Origin of the sequence: Streptomyces spiramyceticus (genome assembly GCF_028807635.1) — a bacterium.
In the GTDB taxonomy this organism is placed as follows: Bacteria; Actinomycetota; Actinomycetes; order Streptomycetales; family Streptomycetaceae; genus Streptomyces; species Streptomyces spiramyceticus.
In genome coordinates, this window is the sequence record NZ_JARBAX010000001.1 from 1653257 (window position 1) to 1672005 (window position 18749).

17 protein-coding genes are annotated in these 18749 nt (G+C 66.6%); 2 read left to right on the forward strand and 15 right to left on the reverse strand.

Going from position 1 to position 18749, the window contains the following annotated elements; genetic code table 11:
• Positions 1-17: 17 nt before the first annotated feature.
• Both PXH83_RS07485 and PXH83_RS07490 read right to left on the reverse strand, forming a co-directional pair.
• Entirely contained in the window at positions 18-866 is an 849-nt protein-coding gene (locus PXH83_RS07485) for a peptidoglycan-binding protein (protein ID WP_274558031.1), read from the reverse strand.
• Positions 867-903: 37 nt separating this feature from the next.
• Positions 904-1224, reverse strand: coding sequence for a hypothetical protein (locus PXH83_RS07490; RefSeq protein WP_274558033.1), 321 nt, complete (start codon positions 1222-1224; stop codon positions 904-906).
• Positions 1225-1627: 403 nt separating this feature from the next.
• Here PXH83_RS07490 and PXH83_RS07495 point away from each other — a divergent pair, with 403 nt between their 5' ends.
• Positions 1628-1831 carry a cold-shock protein gene (locus PXH83_RS07495; RefSeq protein ID WP_274558035.1) on the forward strand — a complete coding sequence of 68 codons (204 nt, stop codon included), beginning with the start codon at positions 1628-1630 and terminating at the stop codon, positions 1829-1831.
• A 547-nt stretch (positions 1832-2378) separates the two neighbouring features.
• Here PXH83_RS07495 and PXH83_RS07500 read toward each other — a convergent pair.
• From PXH83_RS07500 to PXH83_RS07560, 13 genes are all read right to left on the reverse strand, one after another.
• Entirely contained in the window at positions 2379-4712 is a 2334-nt protein-coding gene (locus tag PXH83_RS07500) for a hypothetical protein (protein WP_274558037.1), read from the reverse strand.
• Positions 4713-4714: 2 nt separating this feature from the next.
• A complete protein-coding gene (locus tag PXH83_RS07505) occupies positions 4715-5806 on the reverse strand; it encodes a hypothetical protein (RefSeq protein ID WP_274558039.1) in 1092 nt (363 codons plus the stop codon).
• Complete coding sequence (locus PXH83_RS07510; RefSeq protein ID WP_274558040.1) at positions 5806-6735, reverse strand: hypothetical protein; 930 nt, start codon at positions 6733-6735, stop codon at positions 5806-5808. The genes PXH83_RS07505 and PXH83_RS07510 overlap by 1 nt, the downstream gene beginning before the upstream one ends.
• A 13-nt stretch (positions 6736-6748) precedes the next feature.
• On the reverse strand, positions 6749-7648 hold the full coding sequence (locus PXH83_RS07515; RefSeq protein ID WP_274558041.1) for a phage distal tail protein: 900 nt from the start codon (positions 7646-7648) through the stop codon (positions 6749-6751).
• A complete protein-coding gene (locus PXH83_RS07520) occupies positions 7648-12492 on the reverse strand; it encodes a phage tail tape measure protein (protein WP_274558042.1) in 4845 nt (1614 codons plus the stop codon). The genes PXH83_RS07515 and PXH83_RS07520 overlap by 1 nt, the downstream gene beginning before the upstream one ends.
• Positions 12493-12496: 4 nt before the next feature.
• On the reverse strand, positions 12497-12709 hold the full coding sequence (locus PXH83_RS07525; protein WP_274558043.1) for a hypothetical protein: 213 nt from the start codon (positions 12707-12709) through the stop codon (positions 12497-12499).
• 116 nt (positions 12710-12825) lie between these two features.
• Complete coding sequence (locus PXH83_RS07530) at positions 12826-13320, reverse strand: hypothetical protein (protein ID WP_274558044.1); 495 nt, start codon at positions 13318-13320, stop codon at positions 12826-12828.
• Positions 13321-13441: 121 nt separating this feature from the next.
• A complete protein-coding gene (locus tag PXH83_RS07535) occupies positions 13442-13939 on the reverse strand; it encodes a phage tail tube protein (protein WP_274558051.1) in 498 nt (165 codons plus the stop codon).
• A 155-nt stretch (positions 13940-14094) separates the two neighbouring features.
• Positions 14095-14532 (reverse strand): hypothetical protein, encoded by a 438-nt coding sequence (locus tag PXH83_RS07540; protein ID WP_274558054.1) that lies wholly within the window; start codon positions 14530-14532, stop codon positions 14095-14097.
• Between the two features lie 246 nt (positions 14533-14778).
• The gene (locus tag PXH83_RS07545; protein ID WP_274558056.1) at positions 14779-15216 is read right to left on the reverse strand and encodes an HK97 gp10 family phage protein; all 438 of its coding nucleotides are present in this window, start codon (positions 15214-15216) and stop codon (positions 14779-14781) included.
• Positions 15200-15619 carry a hypothetical protein gene (locus tag PXH83_RS07550; protein WP_274558058.1) on the reverse strand — a complete coding sequence of 140 codons (420 nt, stop codon included), beginning with the start codon at positions 15617-15619 and terminating at the stop codon, positions 15200-15202. Before PXH83_RS07550 ends, PXH83_RS07545 begins: the two co-directional genes overlap by 17 nt.
• A 38-nt stretch (positions 15620-15657) precedes the next feature.
• On the reverse strand, positions 15658-16083 hold the full coding sequence (locus tag PXH83_RS07555) for a DUF6093 family protein (RefSeq protein WP_274558060.1): 426 nt from the start codon (positions 16081-16083) through the stop codon (positions 15658-15660).
• Entirely contained in the window at positions 16080-16517 is a 438-nt protein-coding gene (locus PXH83_RS07560; protein WP_274558062.1) for a DUF6093 family protein, read from the reverse strand. The genes PXH83_RS07555 and PXH83_RS07560 overlap by 4 nt, the downstream gene beginning before the upstream one ends.
• A 382-nt stretch (positions 16518-16899) precedes the next feature.
• Here PXH83_RS07560 and PXH83_RS07565 point away from each other — a divergent pair, with 382 nt between their 5' ends.
• The gene (locus PXH83_RS07565) at positions 16900-18696 is read left to right on the forward strand and encodes a hemopexin repeat-containing protein (protein ID WP_274558066.1); all 1797 of its coding nucleotides are present in this window, start codon (positions 16900-16902) and stop codon (positions 18694-18696) included.
• The last annotated feature ends 53 nt before the right edge of the window (positions 18697-18749 follow it).

Below are 18749 nucleotides of genomic sequence, written 5' to 3' on the forward strand. Positions count from 1 at the left end.
GCCTTTCGGTTGGGGGATCAGGAGAAGAGGCGTCGCCAGGTCTCCGGGCCGGGATAGCCGTCGGCATCCGAACCGGACCACTTCTGTGCGCGCTGGAACGCCCGGACGTTCAACCGGTCGGCCTCGCCCCAATCGCGGGACGGTCCGACCTTGTAGTGGGAGCCGAAGCCGCGCTTCACAAGCTGTCGACCGAGCGCGAGGATGCTGTCGTTGCTCTTACCGGGCCCGAACGCTCCCTTGCCGGGGAACGGCGGAGCGGTGGGGGTGGGTTTCGGCTTCCCGCCGCCGGGCCAGTCCGGCATCGGACCAGGGTCGTTGTGGCTGTTCTCCGGCACTTGGCCGTGGCCGTAGTGACCACCACGGGACGCCCATATCCGGCCGCTGCGGTTCGCCGTCCAGGTCGGCTTGCCCATCGGCCAGTCGTCGGGGACGCCCCAACTGCGCGCCCAGGCGAGGATCTTGTCGAGCCCCTTTGCGGGGGTGTCGCGGACGGTGGCGTACGCCTTCCCGTTGACCCGGCAGTGAGGGAAGAAGAGCGTCTCCACCTGAAGGACGACTCGCCCCGCCCGGTTGGTACGCGTACCGCCCGGCGCATCCACGACGCTCTTACTGCGCGAGTTCGCCGGATAGAACTGGGCGATCCGGCCGGTGAACGGATCCCACAGCAGGTGCGGCGCGGACGCCCGCCCGGCGCCGGTGAAGTAGCGGACGAGCGTGTCGAACGGCACAAGGTCGGCCGGCTTGGCCGCAGATGCGTTTCGGTCCCAGGTGATGTGCCAGAGCACCTTCGGGGCGTACTGGGTATCGGTCGGTGCCGTGTCACCAAGCGGATGCCGCTCGGCGCCGGGCAGCCACAGATCGGGCATGGCGCGTCCTGCTTCTCCCCCGCGCCAAGATGACGTTCTACAGACCGAGCGTTGCCAACAGCGCGGCGACCACCACAGCCACCACGATGGGCGCGATCAGCGCCGACACCGCCAACCGGCGGTTTGTCCGCGCTTCTTGCTGCTCGTCTTCATGCTGCTGTTTGAGGGCTCGTACCTCGCCTTCCAGTCCTTCGATGCGCAGGTCAGCCGCCCGCTGGTCCGCGGCGTACACGTCCTTCGTGACTGTCTGATCCATGCGCGTATTGAAGGCCGCGAAGTCCGACCGCAGGTCATCGCGAAGCTGCTGGATGGCGCGCAGCAGCTCCCACGGTGTGGGGTCCTGGGTGGGCGCGGTCACGTCGAGCCTCCACGTAGTGTTCCCGCACCGTTGATCAGTGTATGGCGACCCATGCGACGCCGGAGCCGGCTTACTTGCGATTGATCGCCTACGAGTGGGGGCACATGGCGTTGATAGGGATCCGCGATTTTGGCTCTGCCCGGAGATCCGTGAATCTCCCGTGAGAAGTCGTCTCACTGGGCGAACCGGAGGCAGGGGGCAATGCCGTCGCGGTGGGTCGCTGCTCCCAAAGCAAGGCTGCGTCACTGGGCAGTCTGCGCGCCATCCATGCAGGCCGGTCTGCTGGTCTGACAAGGCTGCACGTTGGGTAGGCAGGGTTGCGTGGCGCCACACCGACCGATCATGATCATTCCCGTGTGGGCGCCCCGGGCACCACATCGGTCCTACGAAACATGGAGAAGCTATGGCGACCGGCATCGTGAAGTGGTTCAACGACGCGAAGGGGTTCGGTTTCATCACCCCGGACGAGGGGGGCGAGGACCTCTACGCCCACTTCTCCGCGATCAACATGCCAGGCTTCAAGTCCTTGAAGGAAGGGCAGCTGGTGTCATTCGACATTGTGAACGGCCCGAAGGGGAAGCAGGCATCCAACATCCAGTCCGCCTGACTCTCCAGCGGTCCGGCCTGCTTGGTAATGAGGTGTACGCCCGCTTCCCCCTGGCTCACGAAGGATCTGTCCGCTGGCGTCCGTGAGCTGTAAGCGAACGCCGAGGCGTGCCTGCTGAGCATCATGCTCGGCAGCTCGCCACGATCGGCTGAGCAACGGCAACGTCAAAATTCGTCGCTATGCGCCTTTGACCTCAGTAGGGAACGAAGGCAGCCCAGGTCACCGCGTGCAGCACGGTTCACTTGTTGGCCTGCCACAGTTGCCGACCGAGGTCGTTCACGAAACCGCGGACAGAGCCAATTCCAAAGAGCCCTATCAGCGTGTAGGCCCCGCCGCGTATCCCCCGTCGCAGCGGGGTCTTCTCGTGCACGAGGGTTACGTTCCGGCCAGCGGCAAGCGTAATCTCAGCCACCCGGCAGAGGCCCTCCCCGCATCGGACCAACTGCCGTGGCAGCACGCCGCGCCTCTCCCGAAGATCCGCGTGCCGATTCGAGGCCCCGCCCGTCCCCACCCCCTCCGGCGGGGCCTCTTCGCGCCTGACCACCAGCTACGCAAGGCGCGTCACCTGCATGTAGGAGCCGATAGCCAGACGCGCTGCTGTTGCGTTTGAGACGTTCTGGGCCCACGACAGCGCGAGCGTTCCGGCGGTGGTCGTGGTGATGATGCCGCTTTCTACCGCATGAGCCAGGTTCGTGGCGTGGTTGCGGGTGCCGTACACGACTGTCGTGGTGGGCGCGTGGACGCCACTACGCATGGACAAGTTGTCGGCGTTGGCTTCCGTCGCGGTGCTGCCCGGACCGAGGACGCTGCGGTTGCCTGTCGCTCCCGTCGGCACTACCCAAGCCGTCTTGAACGCGGCTGCGGACAAGGCGGCGTAGTGCAAATGGAACTCCACCAGGTATCGAGCGTTCGCCTGGAGCTGCACCGTCAGGTGTGGGTCGGCAACCAGTGCCACTGAAGATGCCCGGTCGGTGTTGGTGGGCTTGTAGATGGGGACCGGCACGTTCATGCCAGTCACCGGTCCGGCTGCAGCTACCCCGCCGGCGGCTGACACGTGCCCGGCCGCAGAGACTGCGAAGCGGTCCTCTCCCCCGACGGCAAAGCGGGCGAGCGCCCCGGTGTGGGTGGTCCTGGCGGCCACCAACAGAGCAGTGAACGCCGAAGCGGGCGGCTCGATAAGTACCCGTCCCTCGTCAAGGAAGAAGAGACCGGGGTCTATCTGGAAGAGGGTGGGAGGCCCGGCAGCTTCCGTGTCCACGATGCCTGTCACGACCCGTGCCGGCTCAAGTGCGAGATAGCCGCCCTTGCTGACCGTAGTGTCGCTCTCACGCACGCGCAGGGCAACCCACCTGTTAGCCGCTCCGTCGGCGCCCATGCGATTGGCCCATCGCCAGTCGGAGACCTCTCCGTCGGAGAAGGGACCGCTGGAGACAACCAGTCCTGGCCGGTTGTCGTTGCCCATGGCGTTCACGCTTCCAGCGGTGGCGCCTGCGCTGTTGAGGAAGTCGAGAACGGGCAGTTGCTGCGTGGGGTCGACGAGGATGGCGTAGCCGCTGGCAGCTGTCGCCTTGACGGTTCCGTTCTGGATGTCGACGGTGCTGCCTTGCTCGTTGTAACTGTGAAGGCTGCCGCCCGTGATGACCTTTCCGGTGATCGCATCTGCTGCGAGGGCGTCCGCAGTGACGCTGCCCGCGACGAGGTTGTCCGGCCCGACAGCGCCGGTTCGCACCGCTTCGATCTGCACGGCGTCCACCTCCATGACGGCAAGGGAAGCTGCCGCCTGGGAGGTGTAGTTCAGCCAGAGATACGGGACGACATAGCGCACATCCGCATGCAGTCTGCCCGGCGTTCTCAGATCGGGGTTGGTGCCAGCGTCACCGTTCTCACCCAAGGCAGCCCTGCCCTGGACGTAGCCGACGTAGGTCGTCCAACCGTCGGCTACCGGAAGGGGCGCGTAGGAGGCTGCCGGGTAGCAGTGCGAGATAGGCGAATCCTCACCGTTCCGATTCACCAGGCGGATGCCGTCGGATGCGATGCCAAGGACGCCGACGTACACGCTGTCCGGGCCGGTTGTCGGCTGCGCCATGGCGCGGATGCGTGCGCTGACCCGGTACAGCGCGGTGGGATCGTAAGGCAGTGGGGTGTTTCCCCGGATGCGTACGAACCCCGACGCGCGGCCGACGGTCCCTCCGGTTGCGGCGTCACTCACTCCAGAGACGTGCGTCCACTCCGCGCCAGGTCCCTTTCCGGTCACCGTCCAGGAAGCAGGATCACCGAGGGTGTCGGTGAATCGCTGCAAGGTGGAGTCCGCGAGGGCTCCTGCCACCTTGTCCAGCCCTACGGAGCCAGCTGCGAGGTCACCGCCTTGAGTCTTCCTGGGCGCAGCCGCGACGGCATCGGAGGCAGCGCCGGGGATGCCGGAGGTGTTCAGGGCGACCAGACGCACCCACAGCCCGTCGTAGCTCTGCCGGGCTATGGTCACCGAAGCCCCGGAGCCCGCTTCAATCGTTGCAGCAGGCTTACGCACGTCCGGCGACACGTCGGCAGAGGCGAGCAGGTGCACTTGGACGCGGGCCAGGTCCAAGGGTGCGGCCATCGCATCGGCGAACTCGCCGTCCCAAGTGATCTTGAGGCCAGCCAGTGCCGGTTCGACGACGGGTGCCGTCGGCATTGGCGGCGGCGCCCCGTTGACGATGACCACTCCGGTGGTGCCGTCGGGCTGCTGCCCAATCACACCTCGGATACCGCCGTCGTCGTCGTGCACATTGATGGCGCCGCCTTCGATGCTGCTGTAGGCGAGTTGCGCGGTGCGTGAAGTGCGGGCCAGCTGCCGCTCGACCTGTGCAAGACGGGCGGCGAACTGACTGATGGTGTCGGTCAATTTCAAGCTCCGTATGTGAATCGGTCAGCGCGCTGGAGCTGCACCACGGCCTGCTCCTGGTTCTCGCCGTTGGACGGCTTGATCTGCCATCCCACGATGCGCGCCCAGCCGTCGAAGTCATGCCACTGGTCGTGCAGACGTAGCCGCACCTCGTCGCCGATTTGGAAGGAGCCGATCGGGGCGGCCGGGTGATCGCGTAGCACCACCTCGGTCACCTCGCCGATCACCTGTCGGCCGGTGCGCTCAGTTCGGGCGCGGGCGGCGAGCCGGTCGTTGCCCTTCTCCGAGGGAAATTCGGCGACGTGCTCCAGGCGAAGCCGCCCGTCTCGAACGGCGTCGATTGCGCGCCGCCGGCTGCGGCCCTCGCCAGCGCCGAGCGCGATGACGACCTGGGCGTAGGAGTCGGCGTCGTATTCGACCGGCACGGACGAGGCGATGTTGATCCCGCTGGTGAACGCGATGTCGGTGCGTCTCGTGCCCAGGCGCGGCCACCCGAGGCGGATGCGAGCTGTCGGCAGCCCTCCTGGGCCCCAACTGACGGTCTCGGTCCACTCGGGGGCCGACTCGACCGCGGTCATGTCATCGATAACGGAGCCGAGGGTGGGCGCCTCCCACCAGTCGACGGCGTACGGCTCGGCGGGCGTGCCGACCCTGGCCTTCGAGGTGGTGGCATCAACGGCGACACGCAGGTTGCCGTCCGGCTGCTCCTGGCCGTAGGCCCACACGTCTCGTATGACCTTGCATGGGTCAGCGTGTACGTACGGCCCGCGGCCGCCCAGATTCCCGTGGAGATCATGGCGCCGATGCGGGTAGGACCCGAACCCTGCTGCTTCGATGCGTAGCTGTTGGCCCTCCGGGTCGGCCCGCCACACGATGCCGCCCCACAGCAGGCTCTTGTCCCGTTCGGCGAAGATCAGGGACGTGCCCGGATCGACATGGGCTCGCGCCAGGTGGGCAAGTCGTGGCTCGACGACAGCAGTCAGACTGCCTGGTCCGGACAGCTCCGGACCGAACTCGACCTGAGACAGAGGAAGGTCCGGTGCGAGCAATGAGCCTGTGAGCGCGTGCTGCGTCAGGTAGCGGTAGGAGGGCATCACACAACGCCCTCAGTGAATTCCACATCCAAAACGAAAGTGGTGGCCCCGTCGACCCCCAGGTCACCGGTCTCGCTCTTGTACATGTAGGTGTCGAGGTAGACCGGCAGGACTGTGCCACGCAAGCCCGTCGGCAGGAGCAGGGTGTCGGCCATCACTACGGTGTTCCTTCGGGTGTTGTTGCCCTGGTCGTCATCGATGGCGATGTGCTGGCCGGTGACTCCGCCGATGACGTTACGCATGAGGGCGAACACATCAGCGCGCCGAAGGGCAAGACCAGCGATCATGGTGATGAGCTTCACCTGTGTCGCCCACGGCGGCACAGTGACGTACCACCGCGCAGCGGTGGGCCATGTGTGCCACTTGTTATCGGAGTAGCCCAGCGTCGACGAGGCGCTGGGGAAGGCCGTGAAGAGCTGACGACTACGCCGAGGGTTGGCGATAGTCCGCAGATCCTTGATCATCGCAGCGGTGATGGTGCCGGTGTTGCCAGGGATGTCGAGCCGTGCCAGGGGTATTGCGGTAACCCCAGCCGGTGGGGCGGTCGCGTTCGCGGACACGCCACTGATCACGTGGAAGTAGCCGATGTCCTGAGTCGCCGGGTTGCGTGTCCCCTCATACTCGGGATCCTCGACTCTCAGCGTGATGAGGTCGGAGCGCGCGGAGGCACCAGTCGGAACGATCGGGACCACGGCGTCCCCAACGTTGTACTGGGTGTAGCTGCCCTGGCCCCAGCTCGCTCCTCGCACGACGGCTGAGCCGTCGCCGACACGAACGCCGGCGCCAGGAGTCGTGAGAGGGCTGACCTTGAGGTCGTTGCCCTCGGTCACGCCGGAACTGCCGCGTGCGAGGTCTTGGATCATCATGCGCATCGCGCGGGCGGGGTGCGTTCCGCCGTGAACCATCATCGGGGGCTGGATCAGCGCCATGGGGTACTCCTCTTCACAGTGCGGTGTAGGCGTTGCGCCACGAGACAGTGAGGCGGCAAGTGTTCGTGTAGTCGGTGGCGGTCCACCGGAGTTCTGAGCGGCCGGTGGGAATCTGGAACAGGTCCAGTCGGCTGGTTGTGGACAGGGCTGACTGCGCACTGCCAGAGCCATTGCGCAGCACCCAGCGGCGCCCCGGCCGGGTATCGATGTCGACGTACTCCCCCTCGCTGAGGGTCATCGACAGCTCCAGAGCGCGCCCGGTCTCGACGATCCACAGCCGCGGGTTGGTGACCGGCCCGGTGATGCGGATGGTCGGATGGGCGGGCAAATCACCGCTGTTCGTCACCCAGCCGGGCCGCGCTGCCGGGTTGGCGACCCCGGTACTGATCGGGGCTACCAGCGGTGCCTTGAACCCAGGGACGTTCTGAGAGATGTCCAGCGGCATGATCAGCGACTGCTGCACGTCGTCGTGGAAACGCGGATCGGTGGCGGCGAACTCCAGCTCCAGTGGGATCCAGCCGAAGATCGTCTTAGCGGTCGAGATGGCGTCTGCGCGTCGAACCCGTCCGTACAAACGACGGACGTCCCGGCCGGGCCACTTCAGGCGTAGCACCGCCAAGGCTCCAGCGGCCTTACGCACCGAAGTGGTGGCCGCCGCCTCGTGCAACCGGGCCAGCGCATCCGCCGCTGCTGCCGGATCACCGGGCGTGCGAATCGCGGCTTCGATGCGCACCGTCCGCCGACCGTAGAAGTCGACACCCGGATACGCGCCGTCGTCGACCGGACTGTCGACGTCCTGGGTGCGCAGTTCGGGCGCCCCGAGGCCGGTGACATCGGAAACCGCATAAGGGGTGTCCGGGCCGAGGAGTAGCCCAGCAAAGTCGATCTGCCAGTCCTTGGTGGGGTTCGCCATCAGATCCGACCTCCTCGCTGCGCGTTGCGCAGCCGACGCATGATCTCCGCGCCGAACTCACCCGCACTGTCTCTGTCGCTGCGGGCGTTCACGGTGACCGGCATGTGCTCGATGAGCGCCTTCGGCTGCTCGCGGACAACGACGACCTGCACTCCCGCCGGCCGCGCTTCCACCAGACGTCTGGGGCCTGCCTCCGTAGCGGGCGTGAGCCGGTAACCGAACCTCCGGGCGACATCAGCGAGAACCGTGGTCGCCGAGCCCCGGGTCCCGGCCCCGAGCGGGATGAACGCCTCGCCCTTCGTGGAGGGCTCGGCGAAGCGCACGATGCCGTTGCTCGTGGCGTACAGGCCCGGGGTGAGAATGCCGCCCGAGGCATACGCCAAGCCCTTGTTGGCCTTAGCCAGGTCGGACAGGAACGTAGTGCCCTTGCCGCCGAGGGCATTGCGGATGCGGTCCAGGGCGAGGTTGGAGATCTCGATGACGCGGTCTTCGGTCAGCCCGGTGGTTTCAGCAACCTTGTGCAGGCCGGTCTTGCTGTTCTTGACGGCCGCGACGATCGCCACGAGGTCTGGAAGGTCAGCATCTGGGACGGTGCGGTTTGCCGCACGGGCCTGGTCGTTGGCGGCCTTGGCCTTCTTCCTGTCCCGGACCGCCTGTGATGCCAGCGCCTCCGCGTCTCCGTCTCCCTGTTCAGCGAGCATCTTGGCCAAGTCGCCGTAACCTGAGGCGGCCAGCTTCGACAAGTTCTTCTCAAATGTCGTCTGGTCCTTTACCGCAGCGCGCAGTTGGGTGGTGAAGTCACCGAGCGACGCTCGGGCGATCCCTGCCAGCCGCTCAAGATCCTTGGCCATGGTGTTGATGTACTTCGAACTGCCATTGGCCATCTTCCGGGTGAGCTCCACGCCGTCCTCGCCCATGGCTTCAAGGGCGTCGGCGACCTCCTGACCAGCACGGCGCGCGACCGTCGCAAGGTCAATGCGCCACGCAGCGGCCCTCCGGGAAGCTTTGCGAAGGTTCTGCTCGAACAGGGCTAGGTCGAAGACTTCCTTGTCCTTCGCCTTTCCCTTGCCCTTGACCTTCCGTACGGACCGGGAGCGGATCGACGACGCTGATTCCAACTCCGGAACGTCACCGGGGCTGTATGACCAGTCCGTCAAGCCGCCGTTGGCGTACCAAGTGACGTCGCCGCCGAAGCGCCTGACGACCTCTTCCACGATCGCTTTGGAGCGTGGCCGCTTGGTCTGGCTTAGGGGTACATATGCCTCTCCACCTGTGGAGGGCTCCGCCCACACCCGCCAGGCTCCAGCGGGTGCGATCTGCGCAACGTGCTGTTCCCGCCGCACCCCTCCATTGGCGTAGAACTCCAGCACGCTACCTTTCGCCTGCCTCGTCGGTGCCTGCACAAGGTCGGGGACGCCGTTGCCATCCTTGTCGTGAGGCAGCGACTTGCGCCTGTACAAGATCGGGATAACAACGGGCGGCGGTTGGTTGGTGGTGACGCTCACGGTGATCGACTTCGATCCGGGGATCTCCTGGACCGAAAGACCGATGGCGTCGAGGCTCGCCTTCACCGCAGCCATGTCGCCGGACAGCAGAGCGGAAGTGAGTGCCTGGGCGGCAGCGGTTCCCTTGGTGGATGCCGCAAGTTGAATCAGCGACAGCGCACCCGACCACTCCATGTTGGCCGAAGCACCGGCTTGCTTGAACGCGGTGACGACGTTGGACAGGTCCGGCGCCTCGATGGGCATGTCGGCGCCGAAGGTGTACTGAAGCTGGGTGCGGACCGCGTCCAGGTCGCCTTTGAGGAGGTTGCTCTTCAGGGCTTCCGCCGCCTCCTTGCCACCGCGGGCCGCCACGTCGGCGAGGAGCTTCATGCCCTGCTGCATGGTGGAGCGGGCCTCTTGGGGCAGCTGCTTGGCCGCTCGTCCCATGTCGGCCAGTGCCATCTGCTGCATGGCGGCGGACAGCTTGCCGGGGTTGTTCGTCGCGGAGGCATCCGCCCACGCCCGCGCGATGTCCTTGCCGTACTTCTCCGCGATGGCAGGCAGCTGCTCCAGGCCCGCGCGGAACGCGGGAGTGGAGCGGGCCGTGCCCTCCTGGATGATGCTTTCGAGCTCGTCGGCGACCTTCGTGCCGCCCTTGTCGAGTTGCCGGACCAGCTCGTCCAGCATGGGGGCCGCATCGACTCCCAGCTTGGCGAAGTGGTCCACCAAGTCCAGTCGGCCGGCGGCTGCGAGCTGGCCAAGATTCTTCTGCCAGTCCCGCTGCGCGGAGAGCTGCTTGCTCAGTTGCTCGAGGTAGTCCTTCAAGCTGGCTTTGGCCGAGTCGGCGGAACGCCCTGCCTTCCGGTTGGCCTCCGCAACCTGCTCCTGTGCGGCCTTCCATGCCTTCGCGGGATCGACGACGTCCGCCAGGGCCTTGCCCATGGCTTCCATCTCTTCGGTGAACTTCGGCGCACCGTTCTTGTCCGTCGGAAGCTGGACCGTGAGGTCCCACAGACCGGCCATCTCCAGCCGATTGTTCTTGATCTTGGAGTTGACTATCTCCATGTTCGCGGCGAGCTCGGCTTCCTTCTTCACCGCGTTGCTCCACACGCCGTGCTGCTTCTCCAGCACCTTGCGGGCGCGGTCGAAGGAGATGTCGTAGGTGTAGGTCCTGCCGGACACTTCCCAGGAGCCCGCCTTACGCGCCTTGAGCTCGTCCAGGAGGTCCTGATACTTCTTGCCACCGCTGGTCAGAGCATCAATGGCCTGCTCGACGCTGACTCCGGCATCCTTGAGTTTCTGCACGTCGCCGCTGTCGGTGAGCTGCTCGGTCAGCTTGCGCAAGCCTGCGCCCTGCTCGCCTTCCTCACGCTCGGCTCGTAGCGCCGTAACAAGCTCCTCGGTCGCCGCCTTGGCCTCTTGCTTGGACGCCGAGTACGCCGCGTATGCGGCGACACCGATCGTGAGGATGGCAGCCAGACCGCTAACGGCAAGTCCGGCACCAGACAGAACGGCGGGAAGAACGGCACCGCCGGTGCGAGCCGCCGCCAGCTGGGTGCGGAATGTGGCCAGTTGCAGGCCGAGCTTGGTGAACGCCGCGCGAGCCAGGAGGCCAGCGGCGGCGAGCGCCAGCAGTCCACCAGCGAAGGACTTAACGGGGCCCGGAAGGTCGTTGATGGCCCCGGCCAGGACGCTCAGGTACTGGCCGATCGTCTGTAGTACGGGCAGCAGAGCGCGGCCCATGTCGATGCCGAGCGCGGTGACTTGGTTTCGGAAGAGGGACCACTGTCCGGCAGTGGTGTCCATCTGGATCTCGTATGCCTTGTGTGCGGCGCCCGCCCGCTGGACCTCGATCGCAATGCCCTTGTATGTCGAGGCGTAGTTTTCGCCATCGGCTGCCGACAGTGCGAGCATCGCGCGGGTGGCGCGGATGTCCTTGAACATGTTGGCAATGGCGTCGGCGCTGCCCTTCGTGACGCCGCGCAGCTTGTTGACGACGACGTACAAGCCGTCCTGCCGGATGGCTGAGGCGACGGACTCGTAGCCGAGATCCTTGATGGCGTCGCGCATCTCCCGAGTGGGCTTGACCATCCGGGTCATCATCATGTTCAGGGCCGTCGCGGCTTCAGCCGCAGGGATACCAGCAAGGGTGATCGCAGCGAGCGCGGAGCTGAGGTCATCGAACTCCACACCCGCGGCGGCGCCCATGGGAACTACGTCGCCAAGCTGCTGTGCCAGTTCCTCAAACGAGACGACGCCCAGGTTGACCGTCTGGAACATCGTGTCCATAACGTCGGCGGCCGCCGAAGCGGGCATGCCGTACGCCTTCAGGACACCGAGCAGCGCGCGGGACGAGGTCTCCGTCGTCGTCAGGCCGGCAGAGGCACCCTTGGCCGCGACCTCAAGGATGCTCATGGCTTGCGCGCCGTCGAAGCCAGTGGAAACGATCTGGTACAGACCGTCGGCCAGCTGCTCCGCCGTCTGCGGCAGCTCGGTCGACAGCCGGACGATCTGATCGGTGAACTGGGCGACGTTCTCGCTGGTGATCTGCTGCGAGATCGTCATCACGTTGGCCATCGCCCGCTCCAGCTGAATGGCGTTGGCCACGCCGACGCCGAGGACGGCGCCGAGCACGAGTCCTCCCTGAGCAAGCGTCGCGGCGCGGGCGTTTGCCGCCGCCGCAACCTGTGCTTCGGCACGCGCTACCTGGCGCGCGGATGCCTGGGCGCTGCGCGCGGCGGCGCGCTGCGCATCGTCCCTGGCAGTCACAGCGGTCCGGGCGCGTGCTTCGGCGTCGGCCAGCCCGACAGATGCCCGCTGCGCCCGTCCGCTCGCCCGAGTCGCTGCCTGCTGCGCCGTGACTGCCCTGGCTTGGGCGGCTGCGTGAGCCTGGGTCGCGCGATCGGCGGCAGCCTGGGCGGCCGCAGCAGTACGTGCGGCAGCCTGTGCGCCGCGTCCGGCTGTGGCCTGGGCGCGTGCCGCCAGGGTTTGGGAAAGTGCCTGAGCGCGAGCCGCTCGCTCCCCGGCCAATACGGAAGCGGTCTGGGCCTCCTGGGCTCGCGTGGCCAGAGACGTGGCCAGAGCCTGCGCCCGGTGACCACGGGCGACGACCTGCTGCGCGGCGGCGGCTCGCTGCGTGGCCTGCGCAATCCGCCCCTGCGAGCGAATCGTTTCTGCCGAGGCCGCAGCCTGCGCCCGGGCAAGAGCGTCCGTCGCGGTCCGCACTGAGCCAAGGCGGTTGCCCAGCCCAGCCAAGCCCTGGTCGAAGCCACGCAGTTGACCGGCTGCACCACGTAGACCAGCGGTGAGCCCACCCGTGTTGGCCATCAGGTTGACGTAGAGGTTGTATGCGCCAGCCACAGCGTCAGTCCTTCCGGGGCGTGAGCCCGATCCTCATCCCGCGCCCCTCCGGACCCTCCGGAATCTGCTCCCGTTCCATCTCGATCAGCTCGCACCCTGGGCAGCGGTGCGGCTCTGGCACATAGGCGAACCGGTCGCCACCCAGCGCCTCGTCCCACTCGGCCGCCCGCGTACCGCAGCCGTCACACAGGGCCTTCGTGAACGCGGAATAGGCCATCGCCTTGGCTCGGTCGAGTGCCGACCACCGTCCGTCGCCTGCGCCTGAGAATTGGCTGTGCGGGATGCCGTACGCCGCGCACAGCTCCATCTCGGCCCGGAACGCGTGGTCAGTGATCAGCCTTTTCCCAGGTCCGCTCGCATCGTCTGGTTGACCAGAAGGGCGGCCGTGAACAGAGCCTTGGCTTCCGAGTCCGGCCATACGTCCAGGAGCTCTTGGGCGTCGGACTCGGTCATGCCAGCGACTTCAGTGCCTGCCTCATCGCACTCGATGTGGCAGGCAGCGATTAGGGCAGCAGGGAAGGTCTCGACGTTGTACTCCATGCCGGAGTCAGCCTGCGCCTCCGTCGGCGGATGATCCTTGAGCAACTGCTCCCACACCGGGCGGGGCAGGGCTCGGAAGGTGAGAGTCAGCGTCGCCTCTGCGAGAGCACGCTGCGCGTCGTCCAGGGCGCCAGCGGCGGCCAGCACTGCCGGGCGGCCTTGCACCCAGTCTTCGCGCTGATCCTCCGGCACAGCCTGGTCGATCGATACGCTCTGTGCTTCGGTGCGCGACCGTGCCAGTCCGAGGGCTGCTTCCGTGACTGCTGCCTTCAGGGCCAGATCGTCCACGATGGACAGCGTCCGCTCGGGGAGCTTGCGAGCGCGGAGGCGTGCCATTTTGGCGGCCCAGTGCGGATCACGGGCAACGGCAGCCGGCGGCGGGGCGATTGTGGACATGCGGCGCTCCCCGTCAGGCTGCGGCTGCGGCCGGAACGGCAGCGTCGAGGACGGGCTTGTCGGTGATGCCGAAGCTGACTTTGAACTTGGCGGGCTCCGTCGCCGTGGTGTAGCTGGCCGACCGGCTGCCGACTCGCACAGGGAAGATGTCCATCGACTTGCTACCCGCGACGTCACCCTTGCGAAGGATGACCACGAATCCTTCAACACCCTTCGAGAGCAAGGTCTCCAGGGTGTCGTCGACCCGGTCCTCGTAGAACGTGAAGGCGCTGTTGTCGGCCTTGTCCTCGCCAGGAATGTTCGAGGTGAACTCCGAGGCCATGTCCGGGGTGTCGATCGGCGCGTTCTCCAGCGCCCACCCCTCGATGTCGCTGATCGCGCCGGACAGCGTGGTGGCGTTCGTGTCGGACAGCTCGGTGCGGATCGGGATGTTGTTCTGTGCTGCGATCTGCTTGAGGAAGTAGAACTTTGTGACACCGCGGCGCATGAACCGCTGTTGTGTGGTGCTCACTGACTCTCGCTCTCCGGGGACAGCCCCGAGAGCGCGCACCGGAGGCCCGTCCCCAAGTCGTCGCACAGTGCGAACGGTGAAAGGGGAATCGGCCCGTGCCGGCGAACTTGGCCGGGCGTCCGCGAGGGGCCTCCGCGGTGAGGGTGCAGTACGGATCAGGAGTTGAGCGTGGTCACTTCGATCACATACCGCTGTACGTAACTGTATACGCCGCTCGCGACAGTGACGCCCTCCTCCTTTTCCAAGGTGCGCTGCATGACTGCGCATCCAGGAACCGTCAACTCCGAGGAGTAAGCTCCGCTCGTCTTGCGCGCGAGCACGGCTGCCCTGACCTTGTCTGCCATCCATTCAGCCTGCTCAGCCGTCCCGGCAACACAAGTCACCTGCAGTAGCACGCGTGCGTCCGCATCCGGTTCTCCGTACGGCGGCCCACCGGTCGTAACGCCGAGCGGATACAGCACGGTGTAAGGCAACTGGGTGCCAGAGGGGGCACTTGAGGCTGTGGGCGCAGTGCCGTAGCCGCAGCTACGTGCGGTGGCAGCAGCGAGCATGCGCTGCACGGCCGTCGATACTTCACGTCCTGATACCGGCATCTACTCCTCCTCGCTCTCACTGATGCGACTGACGATCACGTTGGCGTCCAGGTCGGACAGGGCATACCGCAACATGCCCGCGCGGTCCCATGTGGCCATGTCCTGTGGCGATGCACCGATCAACAGCCCTATCTCTCCGTCGTCGTCGACGACCTCGGCGCACAGCACCAGCCTGGGACAGCAGGCCCATGCTGTGTTGTTGGCACACGTCGGCCACTGCCTGGTGCAGCGCGTTGCTCAGCGAGCTCACAAGCCATCTCCGACCGAATCGGCGAGAGCCGCGACAAACAGAGGCCGAATCTCCTCGACGGCTGGGCCGACATGGGGAAATGGGGGCTGGTTGTAAATGCGTCCGAGACTGTCCGCGCCAACGAAGCCGTACTCAAGCCGCCGGGCCTGCGGCTTGTTCGTGCCGACCGTGGCCGTCACCGTCACGCCATCAGTGGAGAGCTCGTGCGTCCAGCTCCGGCGGTAGTCCCCGGTAGGGGCGTTCGGCCCCGGCCTCCCGGACGCCTTGGCCTTGATCCTGGTCTCCAACAGCATCGCGTGGTGCTGCACCACTGACGCTGTCTCCGCCAGCGTCCGCACCGCGCGGCCGTCCAGCTCGGCGGCAATCTGCGCCGCGTTGCTGTAGGCGCCGGCACGGGGGTGGGCGTTCGGGTGTGGATTACGGGGCGATGCCACCGGTCGACTCCTCGGGCTCGTCAAACTCCCCCCGCGCCCACTGCTGCAACTGGGCAAGCACCGCTGCCGTGTAGCCGTGCTCCCCACCGCTGAGGTCCACACGATTCATCGCGGCACGCTCCAGCAGCGAGGCGTCGATGGCCGAGAGGAACCGAGCGGCCGCCTCCCCCGGGTCGAACGGCTCACCAATGGCGACGCGCGCACATCCATCGAAGTCGGCTGTCGTCCTCGCCGGCGACAGCTGGAGAACGACCTGAGCGGGCTGCCCGGCAGCCTGGTGCACCGCGTACCCAGAGACGTAGCGCGAGTAGTCGACGTCACCGATCATCAACGAGCCTGTTCTGCCGCTCGTGGATATACGAACGTGCCGGACGTCGGACGGCTGGGTGTCCGTGATCTCCATGCATCGAGCGTATGCGCGGTGCCGGACACCCCCAGCCGCTACGACGGCGCGGTGACCTCATCCAGACGGGTCACGCGCACCAGCTCGACCGTGGACGCCTCGGACGGATCGAGGACCTGCCAGACGCGCCCAATGGTCGCCGAGTTCTCGGACTTGGCGACCGTCACCTCAACTCGGTCGTACCGCGCAGGCACCGGGGCCGCGAGCGGAGTAAGCAGCCGATACCAGGAAACCGTGTCATCGAGCCATTGACGTCCGACGATGCCTTCTGCGGTCACCTGACCGTGCCCAGAGAGCACCGCTCCGGGGCCCTCGTAGATGACGTCGACAGGCACGTTCCCGAGCAGGCCGGTCACCGGATCGAGCGGCGCACTACCTGTGGGTCGGGAGATCTTTACCGTGTCCACGAGCAGCTTGCTCTCCAGCTGCGCGCGTACCTCCTCGGGATCGATGCTGGTCGTCATGCCGTTGCTCCCGTTCGCTGGGTGTTCTGGTCGACCCAGGTGGTCCTGACGACGCTCAGCGTCGAGGTCTCGCTGATGTCGACGACGCGCCAGGTGCGGCCGATCGCCGCTTCGTCGTCGGCCTCGACGACACTGACGCTGTCCTCGCGGGAGGCAACGGGCGCCGCCAGAGGAGTGAGCAGTCGGTAGCGGGACGGTGTGTCGTCCACGTACGCCTGACCGGCCAGGTGCAGGACGACGGACGGTCCACCGGTTGGGAAGACGGCCCCCGGCCCCTCGTACACCATCACCGGCGGGCCAGGCTCGTACTGGCCGGTGTCCGGGTTGAAGACCGGCTCGCCCTTCCGCTCGATGCGGACCTTGTTGGTGAGGATCTTTCTCTCGACGATCGCGCTGACGGCCCCCAGAGTCAGCCCTTCAGACGGCGCGTTCATGCCTTTGAGCCTAAGCGCGATCTCTGACAGCTCAGCCGTGTAGACGATCGAGTAATTCCCCAACTTCAGCTTCTTCGTCCCCACAGGACCCACACGGAGATGACGGTGCCGAGAGCGGGCGCCCGAGGAATAGCAGAAAGCGTCCTTGCCCAAAGAGTTGGACTTGGTTTCGGGGCTCGATCCTGGCAGGGCCCTGGCATCGCCAACGCGAGGCTTTCCCGGAACTGCGGGCTGCCCAGGTGTTCTTGTGCCTTCCAGCCAATTTCGCTACGGACAGTGTCTAGTTCATTGCTTGGTGTATCCGATTGGTGGCGTGCCGGTCTAGGTTCGCTGCGGCATGGGCGGGATGCCCCATGCCGACCGCTGTCGGGAAGGGCTGCATATGCCGAAATCGCACACCACGTCCGCCGAGCGCCTGGACAACCTGCGAGCCACACTGTCAGGGGCCCGCGCAGACACGCGCGCGAGCCGCCGGATGCGGCTCAGCCGTGGCAGCAACCTGCTGACCGGGGTGCTGCTGCACGCCGCCGCCCGCCTGGACGAGGACCTGGAACTGACCGACCTCGAACAGCGCCTGGTCAATTCCCTGCGTAGGGTGCTGCCCGACGAGGAGATCGCCGCCTGGGGCCGGGAGTACAAGGAGCAGGTGGCTGCCCGCGGGTCCGTCGACCTCTTCCCGGCCGCGATCGCCGACCTGCCGGTCAAGACCGGCTTCGCCCTGGCCGACCTGGTCGCCGCCGTTCCCGGTCTGGCCGAGGAGATCCTCGCCCAGCCGAACGTGGCGGTCATCGACGTCAGCCAGCCGCCCGGCCCGGACGGCTACGACACGCAGGAGTTCACCACCGCGCAGGCCGAGTACGGCACCGCCGTCACCATCCTGACCGGCCCGCCGCTGCCCCAGGAACTGCGCGCGGCGCCGATCCCGGCCAGGCTTCGACTGTCTCGCTTCCGCTGCGAGAGGCAGGCCACCGACTCAATCTTCAATCCTGCCAACGAGATCTACTGGGTCACCAGCGCGGGCAGCGACACCGGCGCCAAGACAACCTACGACTCGGGCGTCTTCAACGACATCTACACCGGCTCCCAGCGCACATTCGATGGCGACGCCTACCTGTTCAACGGCAGCGTGCGGCATAACCTGACCTGGCACATCCAGTGCTGGGAGCAAGACGACAGCGACACCGCCTTCTACCGGGACCTGCGCAAGGGCCTGGAAGACATCGCCGAATACTGCATCGACGCCGCCGTCCAGCTCACCGAGGACGGCGACGACGACGCCGAGGGCGGAGCCGGCCTCGGCGCCCTGATCGCGCTGGCCGCCGCGCTGCTGGCCTGGCTGGTCGGGCTGATCACCAACCAAGACGACATGGTCAGGGAACGCACCTACGGCATGGACAAAAGGGCGCTGTACGCCCTGCTCAACCAGCCCGGACGCGAGGACTGGTGGAGCTTCGACGGCGGCGCCAATGGCCGCCACAAGCTGTGGATCCAGTGGGCGGCAACCAAAGGCGGCCAGGTACACGCCGCAGTGCGCCGCAACGCCACCCACACCTACCTCTTCCACGGCGACCAGGTCGTGAAGTACAACACCTCCACCGAGCGGCTCGACCAAGGGCCCCTGCCGATCAGCGACGCCTTCCGCGCACTGCGCGGCACCCCCTTCGCCCGCCCCACGACCGCGGTGGAACTACCCAAGATCCCAGCTCCTTGGGTCACCAAGGGCCTCATCACCGACACCGGAACCGCCGATGACCGCATCTGCCTATTCTCCGGGGCCGACTGCCTGATCTACCGCATCGACAGCAACCGCATCGAAGCCGGCCCACTCCCCATGAGCCAGCTCTTCCCCGCCGCCAAACTCTGGATCTTCGCCTTCGTGCCCGAGGCGGTCTGCCGGATCAACAACGACGAGGTATACCTGTTCTGGGGGGAGCACTACCGGCGCTACAACCAGGCCAACGACACCATCGGCGGCGAGACCAGCATTGCCGCCGGCTGGCCCGGCCTGGCCGCCGCCTCAGTCCCCCCGCACGTGATCGCCGCCGTACAGAAGGACGCCGGCCGCTACTACTTCTTCCAAGGCACGCGGTACGTGCGCTACCGGGCCTCCGGCGAAGCCGTCGAAGCCAAGCACAGCATCCTTGACGGCTGGCCCGGCCTGAAGAACACCGACTGGTGACCCACCCCACGGATCCGTAGAACTCCCCAGAGGCGCCGCCCCTGCAGCGATTG

Bases quoted from the DNA above. Each gene is read 5' to 3' on its own strand.
- PXH83_RS07565 (WP_274558066.1), top strand. From the start codon at position 16,900: ATGCCGAAATCGCACACCACGTCCGCCGAGCGCCTGGACAACCTGCGA.
- PXH83_RS07505 (WP_274558039.1), bottom strand. From the start codon at position 5,806: ATGCCCTCCTACCGCTACCTGACGCAGCACGCGCTCACAGGCTCATTG.
- PXH83_RS07510 (WP_274558040.1), bottom strand. From the start codon at position 6,735: ATGGCGCTGATCCAGCCCCCGATGATGGTTCACGGCGGAACGCACCCC.
- PXH83_RS07525 (WP_274558043.1), bottom strand. From the start codon at position 12,709: ATGGCCTATTCCGCGTTCACGAAGGCCCTGTGTGACGGCTGCGGTACG.
- PXH83_RS07540 (WP_274558054.1), bottom strand. From the start codon at position 14,532: ATGCCGGTATCAGGACGTGAAGTATCGACGGCCGTGCAGCGCATGCTC.
- PXH83_RS07560 (WP_274558062.1), bottom strand. From the start codon at position 16,517: ATGAACGCGCCGTCTGAAGGGCTGACTCTGGGGGCCGTCAGCGCGATC.
- PXH83_RS07555 (WP_274558060.1), bottom strand. From the start codon at position 16,083: ATGACGACCAGCATCGATCCCGAGGAGGTACGCGCGCAGCTGGAGAGC.
- PXH83_RS07550 (WP_274558058.1), bottom strand. From the start codon at position 15,619: ATGGAGATCACGGACACCCAGCCGTCCGACGTCCGGCACGTTCGTATA.
- PXH83_RS07485 (WP_274558031.1), bottom strand. From the start codon at position 866: ATGCCCGATCTGTGGCTGCCCGGCGCCGAGCGGCATCCGCTTGGTGAC.
- PXH83_RS07515 (WP_274558041.1), bottom strand. From the start codon at position 7,648: ATGGCGAACCCCACCAAGGACTGGCAGATCGACTTTGCTGGGCTACTC.
- PXH83_RS07495 (WP_274558035.1), top strand. From the start codon at position 1,628: ATGGCGACCGGCATCGTGAAGTGGTTCAACGACGCGAAGGGGTTCGGT.